Raw genomic sequence first — 18,486 nt, forward strand, 5'->3', positions numbered from 1 at the left:
AATCGGGCGGGCGGATGTCAGGCTGTGGCGGGCGGCGCGCGCGATTGGAACCAGGGCAGGGCGGCGATGGTGGTGCCGCGCGGGGCCGGCGCGGGCGGCGCGATACGGGGCGCGCTGCCGGTGACGGGGACGAAGGACGCCGGGAGCGTGGCATCCAGCAGATCCCAGATATGGCACAGGTCGCAGTGTCCCGGCTTGTCCGGCGCGTGGGCATCGTCCTGGCTGGAGGCCGGGGCGCCCGGCAGGTGCGACAGCACGTGGCGCACGCCGCCCAGCGGAGACAGCAGCAGGCAGGCGCACAGCCAGCCCAGCGCCGCCCATCGGGCAAGGCGCGGAGCGGGGCTGAGACGGTGAGCCGGCGGCATGGGCAAGGGGGGAATACGAGAAAAACGGAATGATATATTGTTCCTGTGACTGTGGCGATATGTGTCCGCCCCGTCGCGCCGCTCGCCGCGGCCGAATATGACACTTCATGGCGTCCTAGGTTCGGGCATAATCGTCGGCATCGGCCCTCCCGGCTTGATCGCCGAGAGCAGCCGCTGAAAGAAGACCATAAGAAAGCGGAGTCAAGCTCAATGATGAACGCAGTACACCCTTTGTCCTCGATGAACCGGCCCGAGGCGATTCCTTTCGAGCCCTACCACGATGCGGTCGCGGCAGTGGACCGGCTGGCCGAAATCTATGCGCGCAACACGGCCTTCCTGCGCGCCGCGTTCCGCGACGTCCTGAAGGGTTCGTCCAGCGGCCGCGACCGGGCCCGCGCCTACTATCCCGCCATCCGCATCCTGGTCGAGACCTACGACCCCATCGACACCCGCCTGTCGTACGGCCACGTGGCCGAACCCGGCATCTACCAGACCACCATCACCCAGCCGGCGCTGTTCCGCGACTACCTGATCGAGCAGGTCGGCCAGCTGCTGCAGAACCACCGCGTGGCGGTGGAGGTCGGCGAATCCGATTCGCCCATCCCGCTGCATTTCGCCTTCCCCGAGGGCGCGTATGTCGAAGGCGAGCACCTGGAGGCGCTCAAGCGCCCGCTGCGCGACCTGTTCGACGTGCCCGACCTGGCGGTGACGGACGACGCCATCGTCAACGGCTCATGGCGCGGCAAGGACGGCGAACCCAAGCCGCTGGCGCCCTTCACGGCGCAGCGGGTGGACTACTCGCTGCACCGGCTGCAGCACTACACCGCCACGGCGCCGGCGCATTTCCAGAATTTCGTGCTGTTCACCAACTACCAGTTCTACGTCGACGAGTTCTGCGCCCGCGCCCGCGCGCTGATGGCCAGCGGCAACGAGGACTACGAGATGCTGGTGGAGCCGGGCAACCGCATCACCCGCCGCGGCGAATCCGGCCCGGCCGACGACGGCCAGGCGCAGCGCCTGCCGCAGATGCCGGCCTACCATCTGGTGCGCGGCGACCATTCCGGCATCACGCTGGTGAACATCGGCGTGGGGCCGTCCAACGCCAAGACCATTACCGACCACATCGCGGTGCTGCGCCCGCACGCCTGGCTGATGCTGGGCCACTGCGCCGGCCTGCGCGATTCGCAGCGCCTGGGCGACTACGTGCTGGCTCACGGCTATGTGCGCGAAGACCACGTGCTGGATGACGACTTGCCCACCTGGGTGCCAGTGCCGGCGCTGGCCGAGGTGCAGGTGGCGCTGGAGCAGGCGGTGGAAGAGGTGGCCGGGCTGTCCGGCTGGGACCTCAAACGCATCATGCGCACCGGCACCGTGGCCACCATCGACAACCGCAACTGGGAATTGCGCGACCACGTCGAGCTGGTCGAGCGCTTCGCGCAGTCGCGCGCCATCGCGCTGGACATGGAGTCCGCCACCATCGCCGCCAACGGCTTCCGCTTCCGCGTGCCGTACGGCACGCTGCTGTGCGTGTCCGACAAGCCGCTGCATGGCGAACTCAAGCTGCCGGGCATGGCCAGCGCGTTCTACCGCCGCCAGGTCAACCAGCACCTGGAAATCGGCATCCGGGCGCTGGAGCGCTTGCGCGACATGCCACCTGAGCGGCTGCATTCGCGCAAGTTGCGCACCTTCATGGAAACGGCGTTTCAATAGACCCGTAGCAGGGATATCCGGGGCGGGGACGGATCCTTGCCCGCCTTCGGCCGTTTCGACGGCCGGGGGCAGTTGCGCTATGCTCGCGCGTTGCGTGGAAATCCCACGGCGCCCGGGGGCACAATCCGCGGGGGCTTTTTCGCTCTGAAGGAACACGACTTTGGCATTGATGGAACACGACCCGCACCGCGACGGCGGCAAGAAAGGGACGACGGAACCGTCCGAATTGCGCCGCGCCCTGTCCGCGCGCCACCTGACGATGATCGCGGTGGGCGGCTCCATCGGGACGGGCCTGTTCGTGGCCTCCGGCGCCACCATTGCCCAGGCCGGACCGGGCGGGGCGTTGCTGGGCTATGTGCTGATCGGCGTGATGGTCTATTTCCTGATGACCAGCCTGGGTGAACTGGCCGCCGCGATGCCGGTATCCGGGTCGTTCTCGACCTACGGCGCGCGCTACGTCGAAGACGGCTTCGGCTTCGCGCTGGGCTGGAACTACTGGTACAACTGGGCCGTCACGGTGGCGGTGGACCTGGTGGCCGCGCAGCTGGTGATGGCGTATTGGTTTCCGGACGTGCCGGGGGTGTACTGGAGCGCCTTGTTCCTGGCCATCACCTTCGGCCTGAACGCGCTGTCGGCGCGTGGCTTCGGCGAGGCCGAGTTCTGGTTCGCGCTGATCAAGGTGATCGCGGTGCTGGCGTTCGTCGCCATGGGCGTGATGATGCTGCTGGGCATCATCCGCGGCGGCGAGGATGGCGGCGTGGCCAACTGGAGCGTGGGCGACGCGCCGTTCGCCGGCGGTTTCGCGGCGTTGATCGGGGTCGCCATGGTGGTGGGATTTTCGTTCCAGGGCACCGAACTCATCGGCATCGCCGCGGGCGAATCCAAGGACCCGGCGCGCAACCTGCCGCGCGCCGTGCGCCAGGTGTTCTGGCGCATCCTGCTGTTCTACGTGATGGCGATCCTGGTGATCGGCCTGCTGATTCCCTATACCGACCCGCATCTGCTGCGCAACGACGTCACCGATGTCAGCGTCAGTCCGTTCGCGCTGATCTTCGAGCGCGCCGGGCTGCTGGCGGCGGCCTCGATCATGAACGCGGTGGTGCTGACCTCGGTGCTGTCGGCCGGCAATTCCGGCATGTACGCGGCTACCCGCATGCTCTACAGCCTGGCGCGTGACGGCAAGGCACCGCGTATTTTCGGCCGGGTGGCGCGCAACGGCGTGCCGCTGTGGGCGCTGCTGGCCACCACCGTGGTGGCGGCGCTTTGCTTCTTCTCGTTCATCTTCAGTCCCAAGGCGGTCTATATCTGGCTGCTGAACACCTCGGGCATGACCGGTTTCATCGCCTGGCTGGGCATTGCCATCAGCCATTACCGGTTCCGCCGTGGCTACGTCAAGCAGGGCCGCAACCTGGCCGACCTGCCGTACGTGTCGCCGTTCTTCCCGTTCGGCCCGATCTTCGCTTTCGTGCTGTGCCTGGTCATCACGCTGGGGCAGAACTACCAGGCCTTCCTGGAGCATCGGATCGACTGGGGCGGCGTGGCCGCCACCTATATCGGCATTCCCCTGTTTCTGCTGATCTGGCTGGGCTACCGGCTGGTCAAGGGTTCGCGCTTTGTCAGCTACAAGGACATGACGTTCCCGGACGCCCGGGCGCGCAGCGCCTACCTGGATTCGGCCCTGCGCGGCGAGCCCGCCACGGTCGGGCCGGAGACGGCGACAGCGCCCGGTACCAACGCGCGATGAGAAAAGGCCGCGGAACTCCGCGGCCTTCTTGCATCCGGCCAAGGCCGCCGCAGTGATTGCGGCGGCCTTGGCGTTTGCGGGTCACTCGATGTTCTGCGCCTGTTCCCGCATCTGCTCGATCAGCAGCTTCAGGTCCATGGCGGCGCGGGTGACTTCCATGCTGCCGGCCTTGGAGCCCAGCGTATTGGCCTCGCGGTTCATTTCCTGGAACAGGAAGTCCAGGCGCTTGCCGGCGCTGCCGGCGTTTTTCTTGCCTTCGGCCTTGCCGCCGCCGTCGGTCAGCAGGTGACGCAGCTCCGCCACGTGCGAGCGCAGGCGCGACAGTTCCTCGGCGACGTCGATACGCAGCGCGAACAGGTTGGCTTCCTGCGACAGCCGCTCGGACAATTCGGCGCCCGAGATATGGGTGAAACCGCCGGGGAAGGCCGTTTCCACGCTTTCGCGCAGCTTGGCGGCGAGCTTGTCTCGGTGGTCGGCCAGCAGCTGGGGCAGGTGGTTCTGCACCAGTTCGACGATGCCGGCCACGCCATCGGCGCAATCGCGCATCATGCCGGCCAGGCGTTCGCCTTCGCGCGCGCGGCCTTCCTGCAGCTGCTTGAGCGCTTCCTGGGCGGCCTGCATGCAGGCCGCGCCCCAGACCTGCGGGTCGAGCGCGTCGTTGGCGCGCTGGCCGGGCCAATTGAACAGCTCGACCAGTCGAGGCGCCGCGATGTCGGGCAGGACGCGGCGCGCGGCCTGCAGTTGTTCGGCCAGGGTTTCGAGCCAGGCGGGATCCAGCTTGGACAGGTCGGCGCTGACGTTGCGGGTGTAGGACACGCGGATCTCGACCTTGCCGCGCGCCAGCTGCGCCGTCAGCAGTTCGCGCAGCGGCGTCTCGACGTGGCGCAGCTCGTCGGGCAGGCGGAAATAGAGGTCGAGGAAGCGGCTGTTGACGCTGCGCAGTTCCAGCGCCAGCGTGCCTTGTTCCAGGTCTGCCCGGGCGTTGCCGAAGGCGGTCATGCTGCGAATCATGGTGTCGATATCCTGTTGCTTGTTTTGGATCGGGCCGCGCCGGTTCCGCCGGTCCGCCGTGCGCGGACCCGGGCGGGTATATGCAGCCCGTGTATCGCGGCAGGATACTCCAAACCCGGCCGGGGCATCGATTCCAGCCCGTACAATGCCGCCAACCGAATCTGATTGGAGCCTTGTCATGACCACTGCCACCGCCATTGCGCGCCCGTCGGGCCGCGCCGTCGACGAACTGCGGCCGTTCAGCCTGGAGCGCGGTTTCACGCGCTACGCCGAAGGGTCGGTGCTGGTGAAGGCCGGCAACACCCACGTGCTGTGCACGGCCAGCGTGCTGGAAAAGGTGCCGCCATTCCTCAAGGGCAAGGGCGAGGGCTGGGTCACGGCCGAGTACGGCATGCTGCCGCGCGCTACCCATACCCGCGGCGACCGCGAGGCCGCGCGTGGCAAGCAGAGCGGCCGTACCCAGGAGATCCAGCGCCTGATCGGCCGCAGCCTGCGCGCCGTGTTCGACATGCGGGCGCTGGGCGAGCGCACGCTGCACCTGGATTGCGACGTGCTGCAGGCCGACGGCGGCACGCGCTGCGCCAGCATCACCGGCGCCTGGGTGGCCGCGTCCGACGCGGTGGCGCTGCTGATGCAACGCGGCGACCTGGCCGTGAACCCGATCCGCGACGCGGTGGCGGCGGTGTCGGTCGGGTTGGTGCAGGGCCGCCCGGTGCTGGACCTGGACTATGAGGAAGACTCGGCCTGCGACGCCGACGTCAACGTCATCATGACGGGCGGCGGCGCCTTCGTGGAAGTGCAGGGCACGGGCGAGGGCGCGACCTTCACGCGCGCCGAACTGGACGCGATGCTCGGCCTGGCCGAGACCGGCATCGCCGGCTTGGTGCGGGCGCAGCGGGCGGCGCTGGCGTAAGCGGCGGGGCACGCTTCGGCTCGGGCATGCATCGCGGCCCCGGGCCGGAAATGGCGCCGCGCGCGCCAAACAGAACGGGATCACGGCCGAGCGCGGCGTGATCCCGTTTTTGGTTTGCCGGCGCTCGCGCCGCGGGCGCGCGGGGCCTCAGGGCAGCAGGGCGCCCACCTTGCCGGCCCGCTCCAGGTCCCAGATCGCTTTGATCAGGCCGCGCAGTTCGGCCTCGGTGGCGGCGTCGGCATAGCGGCCAAGGCTCAGCGTCTTGGTTTCGATCTCGTCGCGCGACAGGGTGTTGCCGGGATCGCCCTTGGGTTCGTCGACGCGGCCGTGCAGCACGCGGCCGTCGCGGGTATGCACCGTGACCTTGCCGATCCAGCGCTGCGGATAGGCGCCGTCGACTTCCGGATCCAGTTCCATCGTGACCCGGCCTCGGAAGTCGGCCACCGCCGGATCGTCCAGCGCGGCGTCGAATTCCGGCAGGCCGGCGCGGCCCTGGCGCGCGATCAGGCCCAGCACCGTGCCCATCGAGAACTTGGACTGGTGCACCGTGCGCGGATCGACCACCGGCCCCAGCACGTCGATGGCGCCCTGGTGCACGTGCGCCACCACGCGCGCGATATCGCTTTCGGCCAGCTTGTGTTCGCGCAGCACCTGTTGCAGCGCGTCCGCCGCCGGATGGGTGTGCCGGCATGATGCATGGAACTTGAACGAGGTCTCGGCCAGCGCCCAGCGCGTGCCCAGCCGGTCGGTCAGGCGCGCCGGATCGGCGTCGCTCGACATGCCGGCGGCCATGCCCTGCGGCCCTTCGAGGATGTGGCGCGCGCCGGTGAAACCTTCCTGCGCCAGGTAGGCCGCGGCGATGCCGTTGGCGGCGGCGCGGGCGGTATGCAGCTGCTTGGAATCGGCGGCGTCGCGCAGGAATTCCCACAGGCCGGCGGCCTGGGTGCCGGCCGAGCCAAAGGCGTCCAGCATGGCGGCGGGCGACAGGCCCAGCAGGCGGCCGGTGGCCGCGGCGGCCGCCAGCGTGCCGGCGGTGCCGGTGGTATGGAAGATCTTGTAGTGCGAACGGCCCAGGAATTCGCCGACGCGGATGCCGACCTCGTAGCCGGCCACGGCGGCCACCAGCAGGTCGCGGCCGGAACGGTCCAGCGCCTGGGCCACCGCCAGCACCGGCGGAAACACCACGGCCGCCGGATGGAATACCGACCCATTGTGCACGTCGTCCTGCTCGACCACGTGGGCGGCGGCGGCATTGACCATAGCGGCGAACACCGGCGAGGTGCGGCGCCGGTTGATCAGGATCTGGCTGGGGCCGTCCGCCGGCCCCATGGCGGCGGCGTAGCGGTCGATGGCCAGCACCGGGCGCGACGCGGCGCCCGCCAGGATCGAAGCCAGGCAGTCCAGCAACAGGTCTTCGGCGCGGCGCAGCACCGGGGCGGGTATGTCCTCGAAGCGCAGGTTGGCGGCGAAGGCGGCGAGGGTGGCGCTGGGGTGGGAGGTGTCGGGGGTCATGGTCAGAAGGAGCGCGGCAGGCCCAGGATGTGTTCGGCGACGTAGGACAGGATCAGGTTGGTCGAGATCGGCGCGACCTGATAGAGACGGGTCTCGCGGAACTTGCGCTCGACGTCGTATTCGGTGGCGAAGCCGAAGCCGCCGTGGAACTGCAGGCAGGCGTTGGCGGCCTCCCAGGAGGCGTCGGCGGCCAGCAGCTTGGCCATGTTGGCCTGCGCGCCGCAGGGCTCGTGGGCGTCGAACAGGCGGCAGGCCTCGTAGCGCATCAGGCTGGCGGCCTCGACGTTGATGTGGGCGCGGGCGATGGGGAACTGCACGCCCTGGTTCTGGCCGATGGGGCGGCCGAACACCATGCGCTCCTTGGCGTAGGCGGTGACCTTGTCGACGAACCAGTAGCCGTCGCCGATGCATTCGGCGGCGATCAGGGTGCGCTCGGCGTTCAGGCCGTCCAGGATGTACTTGAAACCCTTGCCTTCCTCGCCGATCAGGTTGTCGGCCGGAATCTCCAGGTTGTCGAAGAACAGCTCGTTGGTCTCGTGGTTGACCATGTTGGGAATAGGGCGGATCGACATGCCGTGCTTGACCGCCTCGTGCAGGTCCACCAGGAAGATCGACATGCCCTCGGACTTGCGCGTGACCTGATCCAGCGGCGTGGTGCGGGCCAGCAGGATCATCAGGTCGGAATGCTGCACCCGCGAGATCCAGACCTTCTGGCCGTTGATGACGTAGCGGTCGCCGCGGCGCACGGCGGTGGTCTTGATCTTGGTGGTGTCGGTGCCGGTGGTGGGCTCGGTCACGCCCATCGACTGCAGGCGCAGCTCGCCGGCGGCGATGCGCGGCAGGTATTCGCGCTTCTGCGCCTCGGAGCCGTGCCGCAGCAGGGTGCCCATGTTGTACATCTGGCCGTGGCAGGCGCCGGAGTTGCCGCCGCTGCGGTTGATTTCTTCCATGATGACCGAGGCTTCGGTCAGGCCCAGGCCGGAGCCGCCGTATTCCTGGGGAATCAGCGCCGCCAGCCAGCCGGCTTCGGTCAGGGCGCGCACGAAGGCGTCGGGGTAGCCGCGTTCTTCATCGACCTTGCGGAAGTATTCGGCGGGGAATTGGGCGCACAGGTCGCGGACGGCTTCGCGGATGTCCTGGTAGGCGTGGGAGGCTTGAGGCATGGGGTGGGCTGCGATGTCGACAATGAAATGGAATTCGGGACAGGATCGAATGTGCCGCAAGGCGCCGCGCCTGCCAATTCACAATTCATTAATACCGGGTTCCTGTTCGCAAAAGCGCATTTGTGTGACGGCCGTTCGTCATGTGGCGGGCGGGGTTGTGTCAAGAAATTGCCAAACTGCATCTCCATAATCGCCGGGATACGCCTAGGTGGCGATGCAACAGACGGATGGATATGCGGAAAAATCTCAGGGTGACGACGGCGGTTTCCGCCATTCTCGCGGTGTTCGTGGCGCTGTTCGCGCTGGCGGCGGCGGCCGGCATCCATGTGCTGCGCGAGAACCGCGCCGACATCGAGGCGCTGGGCCGGGGCAGCATCGAGCGCGCCAGCGACCTGTCGGACATGACGAGCCGCCTGTTCCAGGCGCGCGCCGCGCTGACCGATGCCAAGACCGCCATGGAGGGCGGGCTGGAAGAGGCCCGCGACCAGTCACTGAACCACGCCGACGCGCTGCTCAAGCAGGCCGCCGCCAGCCTGGCGCGGCTGCGCGCCAATCCCGACACCAGCGCCGAGGGCGCGCCGTTGTTCGACCAGGCGCTGGCGGCCTATGCCGCTTTCGCCGACCAGACGCTGGCGCCCATGTTCAAGGCCATCAAGGGCTGGAACGGCATCGAGGTGAATCGATTGGTCGACAAGGTGTTGCCGGCATCCGGCTCGGCCTACGTGAAGCAGGCCGACGCCTACCAAGCCTACGCCCGCCAGCAGGGCCAGGCCGCGGTGGCCGGCGCCAGCCAGACCATGCAGCGCGTGACCGTGGTGGCCGCCGCGGTGCTGGGCCTCGTGCTGGTGCTGGCGGTGCTGATCCGGCTGGGCTTTCGCCGCCGCATCCTGCGTCCGCTGAACGAGGCCGGCGCGCATTTCGACCGCATCGCCGACGGCGACCTGACCGGCCACATCGCCGTCCATGGCGACAACGAGATCGGCGTGCTGTATTCGGCCATGCGCCGCATGCAGACCGGCCTGTCGGCGGCGGTGGCGTCGGTGCGCCATGGCGTCGAGGAGATCCATACGGGCTCGGGCGAGATCGCGGCCGGCGGCGCCGACATGTCGGACCGCACCGCGCGCCAGGCCGGCTCGCTGCAGGAAGCGGCGGCCAACATGACGCAGCTGGCGCATACGGTGCAGATGACCGCCGGCAATGCCGACCTGGCCAGCCGCCAGGCGCTCAGCGCGACCCAGCTGGCCCGGCATGGCGGTCAGGCCGTGCAGGAGGTCGTGGCCAGCATGCAGGGTATTGCCGACAGCGCGCGCCGCATCGGTGAAATCGTGGGGGTGGTGGACAGCATCGCCTTCCAGACCAACATCCTGGCATTGAACGCGGCGGTGGAAGCCGCCCGCGCCGGCGAGCAGGGCAAGGGCTTCGCGGTGGTGGCGGGAGAGGTGCGCTCGCTGGCCCAGCGCAGCGCCCAGGCGGCCAAGGAAATCAAGGGCTTGATCGAGGATTCGGCCGTGCGCGTCGAGGCCGGCGTGCGCCAGGTCAACCTGGCCGGCGACACCATGCGCGACATGCTGGCCTCGGTCGATCGCGTGACTCAGATCGTGGCGGAAATCTCCAGCGCCACCGCCGAGCAGGCCGCCGGCATCGCCTCGGTCAATGACGCCGTCGCCGATATCGAGCGCGCCACGCAGGAAAACGCCGCGATGGTGGAGCAGACCGCGGCCGCCGCCGCCGCGCTGGAACAGCAGGCCCAGGGCCTGCAGCGCGCGGTCTCGGTGTTCCAGATCGCCCCGGACGCAGCCGGGCAGCACGTGTCAGGGGCCGAGTTGCGGCAGGGTGGCGCCGCGATAGCGCTCGCTCACCAGCGACAGGTTCCCATGCTTGACCTTGTGCTTGACATGGGCGGCGGCCGACGCGATGTCCTCCGGGCGGATGCGCTCGCATAGCGACGGGGTGACGGTCAGCGCGCCGACTCCCAGCGTGACGAACGGGAAGAAGCGCGGCACGCCGTAGCGGTCCTCGGCCTCGATGCCGCCGTTGCGGCGGCCTTTGTCGTCGTACAGGTCGATGGCGCGCTCGTTGAACTCGGCGATGACGCGCTGGATGCGCTCGTTCCAGTCGGGGCTGCGCAGCAGCACCACGAAGTCGTCGCCGCCGACGTGGCCGACGAAATCGCGCAGCGGATCGCAGTGGCGCTTGATGACGTCGGCGGTCAGCATGATCATGTCGTCGCCGCGCCAGTAGCCATAGACGTCGTTGAACGGCTTGAAGTTGTTCAGGTCGCCATAGCAGATGGTGAAATCGGCGGCGTCCTCCAGCAGCGTGGCGATGTGCCGGCTGATGGGGATGTTGCCGGGCAATGACGTCAGCGGGTTGGCGTAGCGCGCGGCCTCGATGCGCATCTCGGTCACCGACCGCACCAGCGTCTCGCCGGTGGCCAGGCCGTCGTAGCGGCCGTCGCGGGTGATGATGAGGCCGTCCATCAGGTAGCGCTGGTCTTCCGAGATCAACACGTGGCTCAACTGGTCGATCGACACGTCCAGGTCGACCAGCACCGGCTCGCCGTTCATGAAGGTCGAGCAGGCGTCGCGGCCGAACAGCTCGCGGGTGTAGCGCTGCGCGTAGTGTTCCGAGAAGTCGCGGCGGTTGATGATGCCCACCGGCCGGTTGTCGCCGTCGACCACGGCCACCGCGTGCAGGCTCTTGTGTTCGATGAAGAGGCGGTGCACGTCGTCGTTGGTGTGCTTGTTCAGCAGCGCGGCCGGGGCCTCGACCCGCAGGCTGGCGGCGGTGCCGCCCGTCGAACGCTGCGACAGCGGGGCGGGCGCGCGCACCCGCAGCGAGTCGCGCAGCGGCGGGGTCAATTCGGTCAGCAGGGCTTCGTCGGGGCGCCCCAGCAGCCAGCCCTGGGCGTAGCGGATCTCCAGGTCGCGCACCACCGCCAGGTCCTCGGCGGTCTCGATGCCCTCGGCCACGATGGCCGTGCCCAGGTACTGCGCCACCTTGAGGATGGCGCGCACCATGTTCTGCTTGCGATCGTCGTGGCCGATGCCGTTGAAGAAGTAGCGGTCGATCTTGACCAGGTCGGGCTGCATCTCGGCCCACAGCTGCAGGTTCGAATTGCCGACGCCGTAGTCGTCCAGCGCGATGCGCATGCCGTATTCGCGCAGGCAGGCGAAGGCGCTGCCCAGCGTCGACATGTGTTCGGATAGCGGGTCCTGCTCGGTCAGCTCGACGATGATGTTGGACGGCGCCAGCGTGCAATCCTTGAGCAGCCGCAGCGGCATTTCGTCGCCCCACAGCGTCCAGTAGTGGATCAGCGCCGAACCCGACAGGTTCAGGAACAGCTTGCCGGTGGCCGCGTTCTGGTGGAAGCCCTGGGCGCCGGCGCGGAAGCTGGCCAGCTCCAGTTGCGGATGCAGGCCCTGGCGGCGGGCCTCGGCGAACAGGGCGTCGGGAAAGTGCAGGGTGGTATCGACCGGGCCGCGGATCAGGCTCTCATGGCCGTAGATGCGGCTGTGCGACAGGTCGATCACCGGTTGAAAACGGGGGCGCAACAGCCGCTCGCGCAGGATGCCCGCCAGGCTGACTGGGGCGGGCGCGGCGGCGCCGGTGGAGAGGGCAGGCGCGCTGGCCGCGACCGGCCGGGGCAAAGCGTGACGTGGGTTCATCGCCGGAGCGTTCAGATACGATCAGTGACAAGATTGATCATATTGACAATGAAATATGTCGGTGTTGTTTCGCGCCCCGCGGCCGTTGCGCCCCGGCATCGGCGCCGCGCCCTATACAATTTGCGCCATGACCTCCCCCAAGATTCCCGATTCCCTGCGCCGCGTCGTGCTGGCCTCCAACAACCCCGGCAAGCTGCGCGAGTTTTCCGCCTTGTTCGCGCCGCTCGGCATCGAGCTGGTGCCTCAGGGCGAACTCGGCGTGCCCGAGGCCGAGGAGCCTCACGTTACGTTCGTCGAAAATGCCTTGACCAAGGCGCGCCACGCCAGCCGCCTGACCGGTCTGCCCGCGCTGGCCGATGATTCCGGACTGTGCGTGGCCGCGCTGGACGGCGCGCCGGGCGTGTATTCGGCCCGTTACGCCAAGATGCATGGCGGCGAAAAATCCGACCAGGCCAACAACGCGCTGCTGGTCCGCAACCTGGCCACGGCCAGCGATCGCAGCGCCTGCTACGTGGCGGTGCTGGCGCTGGTGCGCGGCGAGAATGACCCGCGTCCCCTGATCGGCGAGGGCCTGTGGCAGGGCGAGATCATCGACCAGCCGGAAGGCGCCAACGGCTTCGGCTACGATCCGCACTTCTACCTGCCCGACCAGGGCTTGACGGCCGCCGCGCTCGAGCCGGAGGAAAAGAACCGCATCAGCCATCGCGCCCGCGCCTTGCGCGAACTGTTGAGCAAGCTGAACCAGGCCTGACCCGGGGCGCGCCCGCGCCGCCTCCAGGAACACCGAATGTCCATCACCATCCCCATCCGCTCCGAAATGGGCGCGGCCCGCTCGCGCCTGGTGACGCCGGCCGGCGCCACCCTGACCAGCCTGCCGCCGCTGTCGGTCTACGTGCACGTGCCGTGGTGCGTGCGCAAGTGTCCGTACTGTGATTTCAATTCGCACGCGGCGCCCGGCGGCGAGATTCCCGAACGCGCCTACCTGGACGCGTTGCGCAGCGACCTGGAACAGGCGCTGCCGTCGATCTGGGGCCGGCAGGTGGTCTCGGTGTTCATCGGCGGCGGCACCCCCAGCCTGTTGTCGGCCGCCGGCCTGGACGAACTGCTGGCGATGCTGCGCGCCTGTCTGAACGTGTGGCCCGACGCGGAAATCACCATGGAGGCCAACCCCGGCACCGCCGAGGCCGACCGGTTCCGCGACTACGCCGCCAGTGGCGTGACGCGCTTTTCGCTGGGCATCCAGAGTTTCGACGACGCCCAATTGAAGAAGCTGGGCCGCATCCACGACTCGGCGCAGGCCCGCGCGGCCATCGAGATGGCCCAGCGCGCCGCGCCACGGGTCAACCTGGACATGATGTTCGCGCTGCCGGGCCAGACCCTGGACGCGTGCTTGGCCGACCTGCGTCAGGCCGTCGGCTTCGGCACCGAGCACCTGTCGCTCTATCACCTGACGATGGAGCCCAACACGGTATTCGCCAAGTTCCCGCCCGAGGACCTGCCCGACGACGACACCAGCGCCGCCATGCAGGATGCGGTCGAGGCCGAGCTGGCGGCCGCCGGCCTGGCGCGCTACGAGGTCTCGGCCTACGCCCGGCCGGGCGCGCGCTGCCGCCACAACCTGAACTATTGGGAGTTCGGCGACTACCTCGGCCTGGGGCCGGGCGCGCACGGCAAACTGTCGTTCCATGACCGCATCGTGCGCGAGGCGCGCTTGCGCAGCCCGGAATCCTGGATGCGCGCGGCCGCCGCCCGCGACGGCAGCCACCTGGCCGAGAGCCGCCAGGTCGGCCCGGACGAGCTGCCGTTCGAGTTCATGCTCAATGCCCTGCGCCTGAAGGACGGAGTGGCCGCCACCTTGTTCAACGAGCGCACCGGCTTGTCGCTGGCCGCCATTGCGCACCAATTGGAGGCAGCGTCCGGCAAGGGCCTGCTGGACGCCGATCCCACCCGGCTGCGGGCCACGCCCCTGGGCTGGCGCTTCCTGAATGACCTGCAGGAAATGTTCCTGTAGCAATAAAGCACCATGATGGGGCATTCATGCCCCATCTTTTGCACCAGATTGGTGCTACATTTTCCCATCGACTTGCCTCTGCCCCCGGGCAATCCCGGGGGTGAAACCTGGCACGCTTATTGCTTCCCTCTTTTATGCCAGTCGAGCGGCACAGCCCTCGACCCTTTTATCTAATGGAGATGACATGGCAAGCCCGAAAGACGTCCTGAAACAGATCGCCGACAACGAAGTCAAATTCGTGGATTTCCGCTTTACCGATACGGTTGGCCGCGAGCACCACGTGTCGGTGCCCACTTCCGCTATCGATGAAGACAAGCTGGAAAGCGGGCAGGCTTTCGACGGTTCGTCGATCCCGGGCTGGAAGGGCATCGAAGCCTCCGACATGCTGCTCATCCCCGACCTGTCGACCGCCAACCTGGATCCGTTCCGCGAAGAACCGACCCTGATCCTGTCGTGCGACGTGGTCGAACCGTCGGACCTGAAGGGCTATGACCGCGACCCGCGTTCGCTGGCCAAGCGCGCCGAAGCCTACCTGAAGGCCTCGGGCCTGGGCGACACCGCCTACTTCGGTCCGGAACCCGAATTCTTCGTGTTCGACGGCGTGACCTGGAACACCGACATGTCGGGCACCTTCGTCAAGATCAAGTCGGAAGAGGCCTCCTGGTCCACCGGCCTGGAATTCGAAGGCGGCAACACCGGCCACCGTCCCGCGGTCAAGGGCGGCTACTTCCCCGTTCCCCCGGTCGACTCGTTCCAGGACATGCGTTCGGAAATGTGCCTGCTGATGGAACAGATGGGAGTGCCGGTCGAAGTGCACCACCATGAAGTGGCCGGCGCCGGCCAGCTGGAAATCGGCACCAAGTTCAGCACCCTGGTGCAACGCGCCGACTGGACCCAGATCGTCAAGTACATCGTGCACAACGTGGCCCATGCCTACGGCAAGACCGCCACCTTCATGCCCAAGCCCGTCGTCGGCGACAACGGTTCCGGCATGCACGTGCACCAGTCGATCTGGAAGGACGGCCAGAACCTGTTCGCGGGCAACGGCTACGCCGGCCTGTCGGAATTCGCGCTGTACTACATTGGCGGCATCATCAAGCACGCCCGCGCCCTGAACGCCATCACCAACCCGGGCACCAACTCGTACAAGCGCCTGGTCCCGCACTACGAAGCCCCGGTCAAGCTGGCCTACTCGGCCCGCAACCGTTCGGCCTCGATCCGCATCCCGTACGTGGGCAACCCGAAGGGCCGCCGCGTCGAAGCGCGCTTCCCGGACCCCCTGGCCAACCCGTACCTGGCCTTCTCGGCCCTGATGATGGCCGGCCTGGACGGCGTGCAGAACAAGATTCACCCCGGCGATCCGGCCGACAAGAATCTGTACGACCTGCCGCCGGAAGAAGACGCCAAGATCCCGACCGTGTGCTCCTCGCTGGAGCAGGCGCTGGAAGCGCTGGACAACGACCGCGAGTTCCTGACCCGTGGCGGCGTGTTCAGCAACGACATGCTCAACGCCTACATCGACCTGAAGATGGCCGATGTGAACCGTCTGCGCATGACCACGCACCCGGTCGAATTCGACATGTACTACAGCCTCTGATCCCAGGGGCCGTGGCTGGGGGAGCGCGATGATGTAGGCAGAAACCAGGGCCGACACCACGCGCACCGCCAGGTCGCCGACCGACAGCCTGTCCCGCCGGCCCCGCGCCGGCGGGCAGGGCAGCGCGCACAAGCGCCACCGGACCGGTGTGCCGATTTCCCCCTTGTAGTCATTCGGGTACGTTGAAAATGAATGTAGAAGCTCTCGATCTGCTTGCCACGTCCGTTTTCCTGGTCAACGAACGCGGGCACATCGAATATGCCAATGCGGCCGCCGAGGATCTTTTCGGCCGTTCCCGCAAGCAGTTGTGCGGCCATTCCGCCGCCACGCTGTTCGACAATCCGGAAAACATCCAATCGTCCATCGACCGCGCCGCGGCCGGCAGATATGCCGACGTCAGGCAGCTGGCCTCATTGCGCCGCGCCGCCGAATCGGTGGAAGTGGCCGTGACCACGGTGGGACTGAGCGGCCAACGCTGGCCCGCCCTGATCGAGACCCGCGAGATCGAGCAGCGCGTGCTGGCCGACCGCAACCATCGCCTGGTCGACGAGATCGAGGCGCACCGCGAACTGCTGCGCAACCTCGCGCACGAAGTCAAGAACCCCCTGGGCGGCCTGCGCGGCGCCGCGCAGTTGCTGGAAGCCGAGTTGCCGAGCGCGGCGCTGGCCGAGTACACCCAGGTCATCATTTCCGAAGCCGACCGCCTGCAGGCGCTGGTGGACCGCCTGAGCGGCCCGCAACGCGTGCCGCTGAACGCGCGGCCGGTGAACATCCACGAGATCTGCGAGCGCGTCTGCGCCCTGATCCAGGCCGAATTCCGCAACGACGTCACGCTGGTGCGCGACTATGACGCGTCCATGCCCGACCTGAAAGGCGACGCCGCCCGGCTGATGCAGGCGGTCCTGAACGTGGCCCGCAACGCCGCGCAGGAACTGGTCGCGCGGCCCCAGGCGCCCGGGCTGGAGCCCGGCGTCGTCACGCTGCGCACCCGCGTCGCGCGGCAGGTCATGCTGGCGCACCGTCAGCATCGCCTGGCGCTGGAGCTGTCCATCATCGATAACGGTCCGGGCGTGCCGGAGCACATCCGCGACCGCATTTTCCATCCCCTGGTCACCGCCCGAGCCGGCGGGACCGGACTGGGCCTGAGCCTGGCCCAGGATTTCGTGCAGCAGCACGGAGGCATCATCGAATTTGAATCCCGACCCGGGCGCACCGAATTTCGCCTGGTCCTACCGATGGAGCCCGCACTCTGATGAAACCCGTATGGATCGTCGACGACGACCAGGCCATCCGCTGGGTCCTCGAAAAGGCCCTGGCCCGCGCCGGAGTCCCCACCCGTAGTTTCTCCCAGGCCGCCGACGTGCTCGATGCGCTGGCGCACGACACGCCCGTCGCCCTGGTTTCCGATATCCGCATGCCTGGCGGCAACGGCCTTGAATTGCTGCGCCAGCTGAAAGAACGCCATCCCGGCCTGCCGGTCATCGTCATGACCGCGTTCGCTGACCTGGACAGCACCGTGTCCGCCTTTCAGGGCGGCGCTTTCGACTACCTGGCCAAGCCTTTCGACGTGAACGAGGCGGTGGCGCTGATCCAGCGCGCCATGCAGGAATCGGCCCAGCCCGAAAGCCCCGAAGGGCAGGGCGAGGCCCAGAACAACGAACGCTGGATGATGACGCAGTCGTCCTCCACCGCCATGCAGGAAGTGTTCCGCGCCATCGGCCGGCTGGCGCAGTCCAAGGTCACCGTGCTGATCACCGGCGAATCCGGCACCGGCAAGGAACTGGTGGCGCGCGCGCTGCACGGCCATGGCGTGCGCGCCAGCGGCCCGTTCGTGGCCCTGAACGCCGCCGCCATCCCGCGCGACCTGCTGGAAGCCGAACTGTTCGGCCACGAGCGCGGCGCCTTCACCGGCGCCAACACGCTGCGCCGCGGCCGCTTCGAGGAAGCCCACGGCGGCACGCTGTTCCTGGACGAAATCGGCGACATGCCGATCGAACTGCAGACCCGCCTGCTGCGGGTGCTGGCCGAGGGCAGCTTTTACCGCGTCGGCGGCGCCCAACCGGTGCGGGTCGACGTGCGCATCGTCGCCGCCACCCACCAGCCGCTGGAACAGCGGGTCGAGCAGGGGCTGTTCCGCGAAGACCTGTTCCACCGCCTGAACGTCATCCGGCTGCGCCTGCCGCCGCTGCGCGAACGGGTGGAGGACATCCCGGCGCTCGCCAACCACTTCCTCACCGCCAGCGCCCGCGCGCTGGGCGTGCCGGTCAAGCGCCTGACCCCGGAAGCGCTGGCGGTGCTGACCAAGTTCGACTTCCCCGGCAACGTGCGCCAACTGGAGAACTTCTGCCATTGGCTCACCGTCATGGCGCCGGGTCAGACCGTTGAACGCGCCGATCTGCCGCCCGAGATCCGCGCCATGGAACACGCGCCCGCAGCCGGCACGGTTTCGCCCCGTCCGCCGGCTGGCAGTCCCGTGCCCGCCATCGGCACCGTGGTCCAGCACGCGCCATCCATCGCGCCCACGGACGACGGCGCTCCGCGCAACTGGCAGGACTCGCTGCTGCGCGACGCCCAGTACCGCCTCGAACGCGGCGAACCGGCCGTCATGGCCACCCTGACGCGCCAGTTCGAGAAGATCCTGCTGCAAAGCGCCCTGGACGCCAGCCGCGGCCGCCGCGTCGAAGCGGCCTCGCGCCTGGGCATCGGCCGCAACACCATCACCCGCAAGCTGCGCGAACTCGGCATCGAGGACGAGTAGGGCGCGTCTGCCAGGAACACGCGGGCGGCTTCGC

Annotated in this window: 13 protein-coding genes and 1 pseudogene; 9 read left to right on the forward strand and 5 right to left on the reverse strand. The window is 68.2% G+C overall.

The genetic code is table 11. The annotated features are described in order from the left end of the window. Positions 1–17: 17 nt before the first annotated feature. A complete protein-coding gene (locus AruCF_RS13325) occupies positions 18–365 on the reverse strand; it encodes a hypothetical protein (protein ID WP_049077756.1) in 348 nt (115 codons plus the stop codon). A 210-nt stretch (positions 366–575) separates the two neighbouring features. Between AruCF_RS13325 and AruCF_RS13330 the strand changes: the two genes are divergently transcribed. Next, a complete protein-coding gene (locus tag AruCF_RS13330; RefSeq protein WP_372363348.1) occupies positions 576–2,075 on the forward strand; it encodes an AMP nucleosidase in 1,500 nt (499 codons plus the stop codon). A 169-nt stretch (positions 2,076–2,244) separates the two neighbouring features. Continuing rightward, positions 2,245–3,819 (forward strand): amino acid permease, encoded by a 1,575-nt coding sequence (locus AruCF_RS13335; RefSeq protein WP_049073509.1) that lies wholly within the window; start codon positions 2,245–2,247, stop codon positions 3,817–3,819. A gap of 81 nt (positions 3,820–3,900) precedes the next feature. On the opposite strand, the gene AruCF_RS13340 is transcribed toward AruCF_RS13335, so the two are convergent. After that, entirely contained in the window at positions 3,901–4,830 is a 930-nt protein-coding gene (locus AruCF_RS13340) for a YicC/YloC family endoribonuclease (protein WP_049073510.1), read from the reverse strand. A gap of 178 nt (positions 4,831–5,008) precedes the next feature. Between AruCF_RS13340 and rph the strand changes: the two genes are divergently transcribed. Next, a complete protein-coding gene (gene rph / locus AruCF_RS13345) occupies positions 5,009–5,743 on the forward strand; it encodes a ribonuclease PH (protein WP_049073511.1) in 735 nt (244 codons plus the stop codon). Positions 5,744–5,890: 147 nt separating this feature from the next. On the opposite strand, the gene AruCF_RS13350 is transcribed toward rph, so the two are convergent. Then, positions 5,891–7,261: an MmgE/PrpD family protein gene (locus AruCF_RS13350; protein ID WP_172802762.1), complete on the reverse strand. Its 1,371-nt coding sequence runs from the start codon at positions 7,259–7,261 to the stop codon at positions 5,891–5,893. Then, positions 7,258–8,418 carry an acyl-CoA dehydrogenase family protein gene (locus AruCF_RS13355; RefSeq protein WP_049073513.1) on the reverse strand — a complete coding sequence of 387 codons (1,161 nt, stop codon included), beginning with the start codon at positions 8,416–8,418 and terminating at the stop codon, positions 7,258–7,260. Before AruCF_RS13355 ends, AruCF_RS13350 begins: the two co-directional genes overlap by 4 nt. Before the next feature lie 233 nt (positions 8,419–8,651). Between AruCF_RS13355 and AruCF_RS13360 the strand changes: the two are divergent. Next, positions 8,652–10,037: pseudogene (locus AruCF_RS13360) on the forward strand (methyl-accepting chemotaxis protein); the annotation flags it as partial. Positions 10,038–10,229: 192 nt separating this feature from the next. Here the strand turns inward: AruCF_RS13360 and AruCF_RS13365 are convergent. After that, a complete protein-coding gene (locus tag AruCF_RS13365) occupies positions 10,230–12,086 on the reverse strand; it encodes an EAL domain-containing protein (protein WP_235432650.1) in 1,857 nt (618 codons plus the stop codon). Positions 12,087–12,213: 127 nt separating this feature from the next. Here AruCF_RS13365 and rdgB point away from each other — a divergent pair, with 127 nt between their 5' ends. The 5 genes from rdgB (at position 12,214) to ntrC (ending at position 18,452) form a co-directional block, all read left to right on the forward strand. Beyond that, a complete protein-coding gene (rdgB, locus tag AruCF_RS13370) occupies positions 12,214–12,837 on the forward strand; it encodes an RdgB/HAM1 family non-canonical purine NTP pyrophosphatase (protein WP_049077761.1) in 624 nt (207 codons plus the stop codon). Positions 12,838–12,873: 36 nt separating this feature from the next. Further along, positions 12,874–14,097 (forward strand): radical SAM family heme chaperone HemW, encoded by a 1,224-nt coding sequence (gene hemW / locus AruCF_RS13375; RefSeq protein ID WP_049073514.1) that lies wholly within the window; start codon positions 12,874–12,876, stop codon positions 14,095–14,097. A gap of 184 nt (positions 14,098–14,281) precedes the next feature. After that, the gene (glnA, locus tag AruCF_RS13380; protein WP_049073515.1) at positions 14,282–15,694 is read left to right on the forward strand and encodes a type I glutamate--ammonia ligase; all 1,413 of its coding nucleotides are present in this window, start codon (positions 14,282–14,284) and stop codon (positions 15,692–15,694) included. Positions 15,695–15,882: 188 nt separating this feature from the next. Then, complete coding sequence (gene glnL / locus AruCF_RS13385) at positions 15,883–16,947, forward strand: nitrogen regulation protein NR(II) (protein ID WP_049073516.1); 1,065 nt, start codon at positions 15,883–15,885, stop codon at positions 16,945–16,947. Then, the gene (gene ntrC / locus AruCF_RS13390) at positions 16,947–18,452 is read left to right on the forward strand and encodes a nitrogen regulation protein NR(I) (RefSeq protein ID WP_049073517.1); all 1,506 of its coding nucleotides are present in this window, start codon (positions 16,947–16,949) and stop codon (positions 18,450–18,452) included. The genes glnL and ntrC overlap by 1 nt, the downstream gene beginning before the upstream one ends. The last annotated feature ends 34 nt before the right edge of the window (positions 18,453–18,486 follow it).

This window comes from Achromobacter ruhlandii, from assembly GCF_002082135.1.
GTDB classification, from domain to species: Bacteria; Pseudomonadota; Gammaproteobacteria; order Burkholderiales; family Burkholderiaceae_B; genus Achromobacter; species Achromobacter ruhlandii.

What these genes read in the sequence shown, in the direction of transcription:
- AruCF_RS13325 (WP_049077756.1), bottom strand. Translation starts at nt 365, where the DNA reads ATGCCGCCGGCTCACCGTCTCAGCCCCGCTCCGCGCCTTGCCCGATGG.
- ntrC (WP_049073517.1), top strand. Translation starts at nt 16,947, where the DNA reads ATGAAACCCGTATGGATCGTCGACGACGACCAGGCCATCCGCTGGGTC.
- AruCF_RS13340 (WP_049073510.1), bottom strand. Translation starts at nt 4,830, where the DNA reads ATGATTCGCAGCATGACCGCCTTCGGCAACGCCCGGGCAGACCTGGAA.
- glnA (WP_049073515.1), top strand. Translation starts at nt 14,282, where the DNA reads ATGGCAAGCCCGAAAGACGTCCTGAAACAGATCGCCGACAACGAAGTC.
- AruCF_RS13335 (WP_049073509.1), top strand. Translation starts at nt 2,245, where the DNA reads ATGGAACACGACCCGCACCGCGACGGCGGCAAGAAAGGGACGACGGAA.
- AruCF_RS13330 (WP_372363348.1), top strand. Translation starts at nt 576, where the DNA reads ATGATGAACGCAGTACACCCTTTGTCCTCGATGAACCGGCCCGAGGCG.
- rdgB (WP_049077761.1), top strand. Translation starts at nt 12,214, where the DNA reads ATGACCTCCCCCAAGATTCCCGATTCCCTGCGCCGCGTCGTGCTGGCC.
- glnL (WP_049073516.1), top strand. Translation starts at nt 15,883, where the DNA reads ATGAATGTAGAAGCTCTCGATCTGCTTGCCACGTCCGTTTTCCTGGTC.
- AruCF_RS13355 (WP_049073513.1), bottom strand. Translation starts at nt 8,418, where the DNA reads ATGCCTCAAGCCTCCCACGCCTACCAGGACATCCGCGAAGCCGTCCGC.
- AruCF_RS13365 (WP_235432650.1), bottom strand. Translation starts at nt 12,086, where the DNA reads ATGAACCCACGTCACGCTTTGCCCCGGCCGGTCGCGGCCAGCGCGCCT.
- rph (WP_049073511.1), top strand. Translation starts at nt 5,009, where the DNA reads ATGACCACTGCCACCGCCATTGCGCGCCCGTCGGGCCGCGCCGTCGAC.
- hemW (WP_049073514.1), top strand. Translation starts at nt 12,874, where the DNA reads ATGTCCATCACCATCCCCATCCGCTCCGAAATGGGCGCGGCCCGCTCG.